The following is an 11,879-nucleotide window of genomic DNA, read 5'->3' on the forward strand; positions in this document are numbered from 1 at the left end:
CTCTCGCGCATCACCACGTATCGAAACCTCGTTCCCCGGAATGTGGAAAACTTTTTGCGACGGCTCCTCCACACTTTCCGCGTGCCCCACGGCTGCCCACCCCCAGCCACTGTCTCCGCTGGTGATCGAGGGGGAGCACCCGTCGGCACCAGCGCCTCACGCCGGCCGGCCGGACATCGCCCCCTCTCTGCACGCTCCGATCAGCCGCCACTAGACACTATTAACGAATTGCGCCAGACAGCACCGAATAATGTGGACGAATGAGCATTGTGGAGAAACCATTCACGAGCAGCGACCGACACCCGGGCGCGCCGTGACAGAACTGGCGCCGTCACACATCCGGCGCCGGCCCGGACGTGAGGCCGCACCACCCGGCCCGGCCAGCCCTGTGAGGCCCACATCTCAGGGTCCACAATGGACTCATGACGACTCTTGCCGACTTCACCGCGAGCACGATCACCGGGCAGGACAAGAACCTCGCCGACTACGTCGGGTCGGTCGCGCTGGTGGTCAACACCGCCAGCAAGTGCGGCTTCACCCCGCAGTACGCAGGGCTCCAGGATCTGTACGCCCGCTTCCATGAGCGCGGCCTGGTAGTGCTCGGCTTCCCCTGCGACCAGTTCATGCACCAGGAGCCGGGCACCGAGTCCGAGATCGCCGAGTTCTGCTCCGTCAACTTCGGCGTCGAGTTCCCGATGTTCGCGAAGGTCGACGTCAACGGCGAGGACGCGCACCCGCTGTACACGTGGCTGACCAGCTCGCACGCCGGTCCGCACGGCGATATCCCCGCCGGCGAGATCGGCTGGAACTTCACCAAGTTCCTCATCGGCCGCGACGGCGCCGTCATCGCCCGCTACGGACCGAAGGTGGAGCCGGCCGACATCGCCGACGACATCGAGCGGGCGTTGGCCACCGACGCCTGAGACCCGCCCGCTGCAGCCAGGCCCCACCTGCTGCGGTCAGGCCCCGCCCGCTGCGGTCCGGCAGAGATGCCGATACCGTCAGCCCGGAGATGCCGAGCGACCCGCCGCCGGGCAGCTCACTCGCCCCGCACCCACCCGTCGGCCACGATCACCTCACGGTCCGCAGCACGATCGGTGTCCAGCAGCTCGTGGTGCCCGTCCACTACCCGGATCCGGCCCACCCACGCACCCAGCCCGCGGGTGGCGCCGTCGGTCGTCAGGGTCAGCCGGATCTGCACCTCGTCGCCGAGCACTTCCCCCGCCGAGTCGACCAGGGGAAACGTGCCGGTCCACTGCCGGCGTCGGCCCCAGCCGGTGATCTGGCCGTCGGGCACGTCGACCGGTTCCTCGTGCCGGGCCTCGAGCGTCCCGGCCAGCGGGCTCCAGCTCGAGCCCTGGTCCTGCGAGGCCTCGACCGACAGCACGTCGTACGCGGTCTCGAGATGAGCGAACAGATCCAGCACCAGCTCCGGGCTGCGGGCCCCGCCGCTGCCCAGATCGAGGCCGGCCGTGAGGGTCGCCGTGGAATCGTCCTCGGCGCCGGCGCTCCAGCCCTCCCGCAGCTTCGTCGGCACAATGTCCAGGGCACCCGCCACGCACGTGGAGACCTCCCGCCGGGTGGCGGAGGTGGAGGACCACTCGCGTGTGGGGTGGACGGAGTTGGCGAGCATGATGACGATGGTGTCGGTCAGCGGGTCGATCACCAGTGAGGTGCCGGTGAAGCCGGTGTGCGCCCCGCTATAGGGGCTGGTCAGGCCTGCGTGGTAGTACCAGGCCTCCAGCTCGGGGCCGAGGCCGCGGCGGGCACCGCCGACGCCGGTGACCGCGGCGATGCGGTCGGTGAACATCTCCTGCACGGTCTGGGCGGAGAGGATCTCGGCCTTCCCGTAGCGCCCGCCGCCGAGGAACATCTGCCCGAAGACGGCCAGGTCGCGGGCGGTGGAGAAGACCCCGGCGTGCCCGGCGACGCCGCCGAGCGAGTAGGCGTTCTCGTCGTGGACGTGACCGTGGACGAGCTCCCCGTAGTAGTCGATGTACTCGGTGGCGGCGATCCGCGGGCGCAGCTCCGCGGGCGGGTTGTACATGGTCTCGTGCATGCCGAGGGGCTCGGTGATGTGCTCGCGCACGTACTCGTCCAAGCTCTGCCCGGAGAGCTTCTCGACGATCAGCCCCAGCGTGATCAGGCCGAGGTCGCTGTAGACGTACTCGGTGCCGGGCGGGGCCTGCGGTGCGACCGTCAGCACGGCGTCCAGCCGCGAGGGCACGTCGGGGTAGGAGGAGTAGAGGTTGATGAAGGGCGGCAGGCCGCCGATGTGGGTGAGCAGGTGCTGGACGGTGACGTCGGCCTTGCCGTTCGCGGCGAAGGCCGGCAGATGCGAGGCGACGGTGTCCTCCAGCGACAGCTCGCCCTGCTCGATCAGCTGCATCACCGAGGTGGCGGTGAACAGTTTCGAGATGGAGGCGAGGTCGTAGATCGTGTCGCTGCGCGCCTCGATCCACTGATTCTCGGGCAGCTGCTCGGTCGCATTCTTCCAGCGCAGGGCGTACCCGTCGGCGTGCTCATAGGCGATGCCCGCCTGGGAGGCGACCAGCAGCGAGGCGCCGGAGAAGCGGGGCGGATCGTGGTCCAGGCCGGCGCGGATGATCGCGGGCAGCTCCTCGAGCGAGTCGGCGTCGAGGCCGACGGAGCCGGGCTCGGCCTCTCGCAGCGTCCTGCCCGATCGCTGGCGGTCCCAGGGATGGCGGTGGGGTTTCCCGCGGCTCCAGTCCGGTGCGGCCAGGGCCGAGCGAGAGGAGGGCTCGTCCTTGTGCGGAGCGGGATCGCCCTTCGCCCAGCCGGCGATCGGCACTCCGACGGCGGTGGCGGTGGCCGCCAGCGCAGTGCCGGCCAGGCCCGCGCGGCGGGTGAGTCCGGCGCGGCGGAGGCGGCCGCTGCTGGAGCTGGGACCGCTGCCGCGGACGGGACCCGCGCGACCGGCATCGCCGCCGGTGGCGGACGTGTCACCGCCACCGGGCTCTCCCCCGCGGCCGACTGCTCCGGCCTCGGGGCTCTCGTCGTTGCTCGGCGTCGTCCGGGAATCCATGGGAGCTCCTTCGCATCGCGTCGCGGCAGGAAAGGGGCTCGTGCGCCGGCGACGACGAGACCTGCCTGGCGCCGCTGCCGTGGGTCCGCCGGCCGCCGCACGCCGTCGACCACGGTAGTCGGACGCCCGGCGATGTGCCACTCGTCACGATGGGCCGAGCGGGGTGGCGGTCGATGAGTGGGGCAGGGTCAGGCTCGTGGCCGTGCGCCGCGTTCTCGTCGGAGCCGTTGGACGCTGCGCACCATGATCACGACGCCGGCCAGCAGCAGCGCGATGCGGACGAGCCCGCCCAGGACCTCGAGAACCGTGAAGACGATCTCGACCGTGGAAAGGCCCGGGGGATCTCCGTAGGTCTCGAACGACAGGCCGAACATCCCGAAGAGCCCCATGGCCGCCGCCACGAGGATGAAGATCCCACCCCGGCGCAGGTTCGCGGCTCCCCTGACGACCACCAGGATGGCCAGGATCAGCAAGGCCAAGGACAGGCCGGCCTCGAGAGCCCACAGCCCCATCAGTGTCAGCACCCAGGCCACCTCGCGGGCCATCGAGCCAGCCGCCCACGCCATGAGAGGCCTCTCGCTGAGACCGAAGACCAGCCCGGCGGCGATAGCGACCACGAGAGCCGCCGCGACCACGACGGCGGCGGTGGCCGGTCGCAGCGGCTGCGCGACGGGGCGCGGCACCGCTCCCGGGCCCGCCCCTGCGCCTGGTCCGCCTCCCGGGCCCGCCCCTGCGCCCGGTCCGCCTCCTGGACCCGGCCATGCGCCTGGTCCTCCCCCGGGACCCGGCCCTGCGCCTAATCCCGTGCCACCCGGTCCCTGCCCGGATTCTGGCCCCATGCTCATCCCGCCGCCCTCAGTCGCGCTGCAGCTCGAGCACCGGCACGCACGCCGGGCTGAATCCCAGCACCTGCCCGTAGAACGACAGGCTCGCCTCGGTGGCGCGGATGATCGACTCCGCCTTGCGGAACCCGTGCTGCTCCCCCTCGAACAGGAGGTAGGCGTGCGGGATCCCCTTGGCCGCGAGCGCGTCACGGAACAGTTCGGACTGGCTGGGCGGCACGATCCGGTCCTCGTCGCCCTGGAGGAGCAGCACCGGCACCTCGAGCTCGTCGACGTGGTTGAGCGGGGCGCGCTCGACGTACAGGTCGCGGCGCTCGGGATAGGGGCCGACGAGGCCGTCGATGTAGCGCGACTCGAAGTCGTGGGTGTCCAGGCGGAACTTCTCGAGCTCGGCGACGCCGAAGCTGGACACGCCCGCGGCGAAGGTGTCGGTGCGGGTCAGGCAGGCGAGTGTGGTCCAGCCGCCGGCGCTGCCGCCCTCGATCGCCAGTCGCTTCCCGTCGGCGATTCCCTGGGTCACCAGTTGTTCCATGACGGCGACGGTGTCGGCGACGTCGACCACGCCCCACTGCCCGCGCAGACGGTTGCGGTAGGCGCGGCCGTAGCCGGTCGAGCCGCCGTAGTTGACCTCCACCACGCCCAGGCCCCGGGAGGTGTAGTACGCGACCGGGAGCGAGAGGACCGGCGGGACGTGCCCGGTCGGACCGCCGTGGACGCGAGCGATGAACGGCGGCAGATCTTCCTCGCGGCCGGCCATGCCGTCCTGCCGGGGCCGGTACACGATGGCATGGACGACACCGCCCTCGGCGAGGGGAACCTCGATGCTCTCGCCGACGGGCAGGGCGCCGGGGTCCGGGGCGTCGTTGCGCGAGGAGCGCAGCAGAGTCAGCGAGGACAGGACGGCCGACGGACCATCGCCCGCCGACGTTGGGGCCGTCGACGGGTCCGTCGCGGCGGCGGGCCGGTCACCATGGCCGGCCGCGAGTTCGAGTCGCGCGGTGTGGATCGCGGCGAACTGCGTGGGCGATGCCCCGGCCAGCACCACCAGCCCGTCGGCGCGCACGAGGGCGGCGCTGATCTGTGTCAGCGGGCAGTCCAGCGGCGTCAGCTCGGCTGTGCTGAGCCTCAGCACCCCGAGGTTCGCGGCGGCGCGACCGTATTGGACGAGGGCCCGGTCGGCGTCGAGCACCTGGTACCAGGTGCTGCCGAGGGTCCACATCGGCCCGGCGAACTCCTGGTCGAGCTCGAGGACCTGCCGGGCGCCGGCTTCGGCCGACCAGGTCCAGGGGTTCCACCAGCCGGAGGCGTCGGAGACGAACATCAGCCGCTGGTCGTCGAGCCATTCCGGCTGCAGGACGGAGGTCTCGGGACCGCCCACGATCACGTCGCCGGTGCCCGCACTGCCTCCGGCCAGCGGCGCGACGTGCAGCTGGGTGCCGTCCCACGGCATCTGCGGGTGCTCCCAGCTCAGCCAGGCGACCCGGGTCCCGTCCGGGCTGATGCGCGGATGGGCGACGAACCGCGAGGCCGGGGTGACGCGCCGGACGGCGGACGGGTCCTCGGCGGCCGAGCCGTCCAGGGGCACGGCCGCGACGTAGCGCTCGATGTGGGGTGCGCCGTCGGCATCGGCGCGCGGGCCCTGGTCGCCGCCGGTGTGGTCCTCGCAGATCCACCAGATCTCGACGGTGCCGTCGGCCAGGGTGACCGGCGTGGGGTCGGCCCAGCGCAGCGAGGGCCCGTGGGCGGAATCGACCTCGGGGCCGAGGGGCGAGAGCGGGCGCGGCTGCTCGCCCTCCCGGACGGCGTGGACGCGCTGGTCCTCGAAGTTCACGAACACCACCAGCGGGGGCTCGGAGCCTGTCCCGGCGGCGCCGGGGACGACGGTCCAGCTCGCTCCGCCGTACTCGTGCACGCGTGAGCGCGCGTTGAACGGCGCGGGCAGGACGGTGACCGCAGCAGCTGCCGCATCGTCGTCACGGCCGGCGACGTCGACCGCTCCTGCCGAGCGCACGATCGCCTGGCGCCCGCCCTCGGTGGCGATGCCTTCGGTCCACCACACGGCGTCGCCGACCAGGCGCGGGGCGCCGAGCCTGGTCCCGCCGGTCGCGAGCTGCTCGGCGGTGATGGGCGAGGGCCAGGAGCCGTAGGGCAGTGTCGTCACCATGGCCCCACAGTAGAGGGCCCCGCCGGGCCCCGACGGCGGCTGTGGACAGACGTCACCCGGGTGTTACCGGCCGTCGGGCCCCATCTCCTCACCCGGGCGCACCTCGGTGTGCGGGGTCTGCTCGCCCTCACCGGGGGCGCGAGCGAGATCCTGCGGCGCGGTGCGCGGGTCGACCGGGGAGCCGGAGAGATAGGCGGCCCTCGCCAGCACGTTCGAGGCAATCGAGGAGACGATGATCAGGGCGATGACGGTGATGATCGACTTGACCAGCATCGCGACCTCGAAGCCGCTGATCTGGGTGTGGCGCAGGAACGCGGCGACCACGATCATCGGCAGCCCGAGGCCGGTGGCCGGGGAGAGCACGTTGATGCGGCTGAGGGCGTCGCGGGCGTGGAACATCGACAGGGCGGCCGTGAGCATCCAGAACGCGCCGCCGAGCAGGAGCACGGCGGTCACGACGGTCACGACGAGATCGAGTGCGGCGCTCATCGCTGCCCCCTGGTGAGGATGCGGGCGAGGGCGACGGTCGAGAGGATGCCGAGCACGGCGGCGATCAGCGCCGCGTCCACCGCCGCGGCGGATTCCTTGATCAGGCCGACGATGATGATCACGCCGACGCCGGAGAAGAACACCAGGTCACCGACCACGGCACGGCTGGCGGGGTCCGGGGCGGTGGCCATGCGGAACAGTCCGACCAGGATCGTCGCACCCAGCATCGCGGTGGTCAGCCACAGGACGATGGTCATCGTTCCTCCTCCGGATCGGTCGCCGAGGGATCGGTCGCCGACGGGTCGCCCGCCGTCGGGCCGCCCGCCGTCGGGCCGGTCGCCGACGGGCCGGCCGCCGAGGGGTCGGACCCCTCCGAGCCGGTCGCGAGCGGGGCCTGCCCCTGCTCCCGGTCACCGCTGCGGCCCCCGCTGTCGTGGATGCGACGTGCTTCCCGGCCATCGGCGTAGCGCTCGTCGGCCAGTCCGCCGCGGCGGGGATGCAGGGCGGCATCCGCCCCGCCCCGCCCGCGGGTGGCGCGCAGCAGCCGCTCCTCCATCTCGGCGAGGTCGGAGAGCACCTGCTCACGGGAGGTGGCGAACAGGGCGTGGACGAACAGGCTGGGCCGCTCTTCGGCCGTGCCGTGCGCCGTGCCCACCACGAGGGTGCCGGGGGTGATCGTGATCGAGGAGGCCATCGCGACGATCTCGATGTCGGTGGTGGCCCGCAGACGGTACTCGACGATCGCCGGGGAGCTGTGCACTCCGGGTGTGTAGACGCCCTTGGCGACCTCGACCGAGCCCTTGAGGATCTCGACGAGGATCCACAGCGCGTAGGACAGCGTGTACCACAGCCGCATCATCCGCCCCTCACCGCCTCCACGTAGGCGCCGACGTCCAGCAGGTCCGTGGCGGCGAGGTCCACCGTCGGCAGCAGGAGGCCGATGCCGACGAACATCGCCAGCGACAGCGCCATCATCGACGCGCCGGGCAGGGCGAGGCGCCAGGGCACGCGCACCTCGTCCGGCAGCGGGGTCTCTGCCCCACGGCCGGTGCGGGGGTCATCGGGTCGGTAGGTGGTCATGTCCTCGCCCCATGCGATGCCGCGCCACACGCGCTGCAGGCCCAGCAGGGAGCCGACGGACGCGACGACCACCGCGAGGACGGCCGCCCAGCCCAGCACCCCCTCACCGGTGGAGGCCTGCTCCGCCGAGGCGCTGAGCAGACCCACCTTGCCCCACAGTCCGGAGGTGGGCGGCAGGCCGACGAGGCTGAACAGGCCCAGGGCGATGATCCCGACGACCCACGGGTCGCGCCGCGCCAGCCCGGAGAGGTGGTCGAGACGGCCGGAGCCGTAGGTGTGCTCGACCGCGCCGGTGGTCAGCAGCAGCGCCGACATCGTCACCACGTGGTGGACGAGGTAGAGGATGCCGGCGGTCAGGGACAGCTGGGTCAGCAGCACCAGGCCCAGCAGGATGTGGCCGACGCCGGCGACCATCTGGTGACCCATCGCGGTGCGGACGCGGGAGGCGCCGGCGGTGGCGAACGCACCGACCAGGATGGTTGCGATCACGAGGACGGCGAGCACGGCCAGGAACGGCAGCCCGTCGGAGAAGGTCACCGTGATGATGCGGTAGATCGCGTACAGCGCCACCTTGGTGTGCAGGGCGGAGAACAGGCCCATGATCCCCGCCGAGGTCGCCGGGTAGGCCCGCGGCAGCCAGGAGTGGACCGGGACCATGCCGCCCTTGACCGCCAGGGCCAGCAGCACCACGGCCAGCGCCGCGGCGGTGACGGGATCCTCGCTGCCGGTGCCGGCCAGGGCCGCGAGGTTCACCGTTCCCGCGGCGCCGTACACGAAGGCCACGCCGATCACGAGCACCGTCGAGGTGAGCAGATTGACCAGCACGAACAGGCGGCCGATGCCGAGTCGCCGCCAGGTCCCGGTCAGCGCGATGAGGGCGTAGGAGGGCATCAGCATGACCTCGACCCACACGAACAGGTTGAACAGGTCCCCGGTGAGCAGGGCGCCGTTGACGCCCGCCGTCAGCAGCAGCACCAGCGGCGGCACGAACCGGTAGTGGGACTCCCCCGTCAGCAGCAGGAACACGCTCGCCGCCAGGGTCGCGACCGCGGTGACCAGCAGCATCAGCGCGCTGAACGAGTCGGAGACGAAGGGGATCGCCAGCACGTCCGAGAAGCCGCCGACGGCGTGGGCGACGACGGGCTCGCTGCGGTGGTACGCCAGCAGCCAGATCGCGCCGACGCCGGAGATCACCGGCACGGCGATCAGCAGCACGCTCTCCACGAGATGGCGGCGGACGAGGACCAGCGCGGCGGCTCCCAGCAGGGGGATCACCACGAACAGGGGCAGCAGCGACGGGGCGACGGCGGGGATCATGAGTCCTCACTCTCGCCGGTCTTCGGGTGATGGGACATGTCGTCGTCGTGGCCGATGACCGCCAGGGTGAGCATGAAGATGGTGACGGCCATGGTGATCACGATGGCCGTGAGCACGAAGGCCTGCGGGAGCGGATCGGCCATCTCGGGACGGGCCGAGATATCGGTCAGCGGCTCGGCGCGCCATCCGGGGACGCCGCTGGCCAGCAGGATGAAGTTCGCGGCGTGACTGAGCAGGGTCATGCCGAACACGGCGCGCACCATGGAGCGCTGCAGCAGCAGGTACACCCCGCCGCCGACGAGGACGGCCACGGTCAGGCTGAGGATCATCGGCGACCGGGCTCCTTCGGTTCGGTGCCGGCGGTGAGATGGGAGGTGCCCATCCCCACGCGGCGCCGGCGGGGGGCGGGTTCGCCGCGGGTGGTCTCCAGCGGGCCGGACAGCTCGCCCTCGACCGCCTCGTCGGTGCGTTCGCGGGTGCCCTCGACGGGCGGCACGTCGCCCCGCGAGGCACTGACCCCGAGCAGGTTCACCGCGATCATCACCAGCCCCAGCACCGCCAGGTACACCCCGAGGTCGAAGATCATCGAGGTGGAGACGTGGACACCCAGCAGGTACCCGTGCAGCGGTTCGAGGAACCCGGTCTTCGCGTAGCCGAGGAAGCCGGCCCCGAGCGCGACGCCGATCCCGCCGCCGATCAGCACCACCGGCAGCTTCGGCGGCCCGATCGGGCGGTCCATGGAGGTCGAGAGGTACAGAAGCGCCACGATCGCCGAACCGACCAGGGCGGCGATGAAGCCGCCGCCGGGAGCGTTGTGCCCGCGCAGGAAAAGCATCACCGAGATGATCGCCAGGATCGGTCCGGTCACCCGCACCATCAGCTGCAGCGCGGCGGCGTTGCCCCAGGCGGAGTCGATCGCACGATGGGCCGAGGTGCCCTCGGGCCGCAGCTGCGGTTCGTCGGCCGGCTGATGGTCCGTGGGCTCGTCGGGGTCGATGAACCGGTCGCGGATGCTGGAGAGCACGGCGACGATCGCGATGCCCGCCATGCCGAGCACGGACAGCTCGCCGAGGGTGTCCAGGGCACGGAACTCCACGAGGATCACGTTGACGATGTTGTGGCCGCCGGTGATCTCCTCGGCGTGGTCGATGTAGTACTGGGCGACGTCGCTGCGGCCCCGTCGGCCCACGAACAGGAACATGCCGGCCCCGGCGGCCAGGCCGACCAGCACCGCGATGGTGATCGAGCCGCGGCGGCGGGGCCAGTGCGGGAACACGAAGCCCTTGGGCAGACGCTGGAGGACCAGCATGATCACGATGATCGTCAGCGACTCGACCAGCAGCTGGGTCAGGGCGACGTCCGGCGCGCCCAGGGAGAGGATCTGCACGGTCGCCAGGATCCCGATCGCGGCGAGAGCGACCGCGGCGCCCAGGCGGTCGTGACGCGTGCACACCACCACGACCGCGGCCGTGATCAGCACCAGCAGGACGAGGTCGATGGGCTGATTGGTGCCGGGGGCCAGCGGGGCGAGGTCGCCGGCCAGCACCGCCAGCGAGGCCAGCACGACCGCTGCGAAGGCCACCACGATCGCGCCCAGGTGCCGCATCGGGTCGTCCGAGGCGATCGGGCGGACCAGGACGGCCGCGATGCGCTCGGCCAGGCGGTCGACGGCGGTCAGCACGCGGGCGCCGTCGACCGGGAACGGGCGCGCCTCCAGGGCGGGCAGCAGCGGGCGGCGGACCAGGGCGATCACGGTGCCCAGCACGATGACGCCGGCGGTGAGGCCCAGCTCCGGGGTGATGCCGTGCCACAGCGCGAGGTGAGCGTGGTGCTCGCCGCCCAGAGCGGCTTCCATCGCCCGGGAGACCGGGGTGTCCAGCACGCCGACCCACAGGGCCAGGGGCAGCCCGGCGAGGATGGGCAGCGCGGCCGGCCAGAGGAACAGCGCCTCGGGACGGTGGGCGTCGGCCGCCCGCACCGTCGCCCCGGTGGGATCGGTGCTGCCGGCTTCCTGGGCCGGCGTCACGCCGTCCGTGCGGGCGAGTGCGTCCTCGTCCCGGCCGTCGACGAAGATGCCGAGCACGATCTTGGCGCAGTAGGCGAAGGTGAGCACGCTCGCCCCGGCGATGCCGAGCGCGACCGTCCACCCCACCCAGGCCGGACCATGGGCCTCGAGGGCGCCGGTCAGCAGCGATTCCTTGGAGGCGAAGCCGAGCATCGGGGGCAGGCCCGCCATCGACATGCAGCCCAGCAGCGTGATGACGAACGAGCCCGGCATGGCGCGCAGCAGCGCCGGCATCCGGCGCAGCTCGCGGGTGTGCACGGCGTGGTCGACCACACCGACCATCATGAACAACCCGGACTTGAACAGGGCGTGGGCGATCGTGTGCACCACCGCCGCGAGGATCGCCGCCTCGGTGCCGACGCCGATGACGGTGACGATCAGGCCCAGCTGGCTGACCGTGGAGTAGGCCATCAGCTTCTTCAGGTCCGGCTGCTGGAGGGCGAGGAATCCGCCGACGAAGGCGGTGATCAGGCCCGCCACGATCAGCAGCACGTTCCACGCCAGCACGTCGTGGAAGGCAGGGCTGAAGCGCAGCAGCAGGAAGATGCCGGCCTTGACCACGGCGGCCGCGTGCAGGTACGCCGAGACCGGGGTGGCCGCGGCCATCGCATCGGGCAGCCACACGTGGAAGGGGAACTGGGCGGACTTGGTGCAGGCGGCCACGGCGACCAGCACTGCCACCAGGGTCGTGAAGCCGGGGTCGGTGGACCAGACGTCGGAGGCGAGGACCTCGTGCAGCGAGGTGGTGCCCAGCCGCACCACCATCAGCGACACGGCCGTCAGCAGGCTCAGGCCGCCGAGGAAGGTGATCAGCAGCGTGCGCATCGAGGCGGCCTGACCGGCGCTGCCCGAGCGGGCGATCAGCAGGAAGGAGGC

At 71.9% G+C, this 11,879-nt stretch carries 10 protein-coding genes; 1 reads left to right on the forward strand and 9 read right to left on the reverse strand.

Features of this window, described 5'->3' with window-relative positions; all coding sequences use genetic code 11:
• The first annotated feature begins 422 nt into the window (after positions 1–422).
• Positions 423–923 (forward strand): glutathione peroxidase, encoded by a 501-nt coding sequence (locus AC5020_RS07475; protein WP_464987795.1) that lies wholly within the window; start codon positions 423–425, stop codon positions 921–923.
• Positions 924–1,039: 116 nt separating this feature from the next.
• Here the strand turns inward: AC5020_RS07475 and AC5020_RS07480 are convergent, their stop codons facing one another.
• The 9 genes from AC5020_RS07480 to mbhE form a co-directional block, all read right to left on the reverse strand.
• Positions 1,040–3,046, reverse strand: coding sequence for a serine hydrolase domain-containing protein (locus tag AC5020_RS07480; protein WP_464987796.1), 2,007 nt, complete (start codon positions 3,044–3,046; stop codon positions 1,040–1,042).
• Between the two features lie 188 nt (positions 3,047–3,234).
• The gene (locus tag AC5020_RS07485) at positions 3,235–3,729 is read right to left on the reverse strand and encodes a hypothetical protein (RefSeq protein WP_464987797.1); all 495 of its coding nucleotides are present in this window, start codon (positions 3,727–3,729) and stop codon (positions 3,235–3,237) included.
• Between the two features lie 172 nt (positions 3,730–3,901).
• Positions 3,902–6,052: a prolyl oligopeptidase family serine peptidase gene (locus AC5020_RS07490; RefSeq protein WP_464987798.1), complete on the reverse strand. Its 2,151-nt coding sequence runs from the start codon at positions 6,050–6,052 to the stop codon at positions 3,902–3,904.
• 63 nt (positions 6,053–6,115) lie between these two features.
• A complete protein-coding gene (locus AC5020_RS07495; RefSeq protein ID WP_377020153.1) occupies positions 6,116–6,541 on the reverse strand; it encodes a cation:proton antiporter in 426 nt (141 codons plus the stop codon).
• A complete protein-coding gene (locus AC5020_RS07500; protein ID WP_377020152.1) occupies positions 6,538–6,798 on the reverse strand; it encodes a monovalent cation/H+ antiporter complex subunit F in 261 nt (86 codons plus the stop codon). Before AC5020_RS07500 ends, AC5020_RS07495 begins: the two co-directional genes overlap by 4 nt.
• Positions 6,795–7,400, reverse strand: coding sequence for a Na+/H+ antiporter subunit E (locus AC5020_RS07505; protein WP_464987799.1), 606 nt, complete (start codon positions 7,398–7,400; stop codon positions 6,795–6,797). The genes AC5020_RS07500 and AC5020_RS07505 overlap by 4 nt, the downstream gene beginning before the upstream one ends.
• On the reverse strand, positions 7,397–8,938 hold the full coding sequence (locus AC5020_RS07510) for a proton-conducting transporter transmembrane domain-containing protein (RefSeq protein WP_464987800.1): 1,542 nt from the start codon (positions 8,936–8,938) through the stop codon (positions 7,397–7,399). The genes AC5020_RS07505 and AC5020_RS07510 overlap by 4 nt, the downstream gene beginning before the upstream one ends.
• Positions 8,935–9,267: a sodium:proton antiporter gene (locus AC5020_RS07515; RefSeq protein WP_377020149.1), complete on the reverse strand. Its 333-nt coding sequence runs from the start codon at positions 9,265–9,267 to the stop codon at positions 8,935–8,937. The genes AC5020_RS07510 and AC5020_RS07515 overlap by 4 nt, the downstream gene beginning before the upstream one ends.
• A partial coding sequence (mbhE, locus tag AC5020_RS07520; RefSeq protein ID WP_464987801.1) for a hydrogen gas-evolving membrane-bound hydrogenase subunit E occupies positions 9,264–11,879 on the reverse strand: 2,616 nt, incomplete at its 5' end. The genes mbhE and AC5020_RS07515, both read right to left, overlap by 4 nt.

Source organism: Brachybacterium sp. SYSU DS0246 (assembly GCF_059391765.1).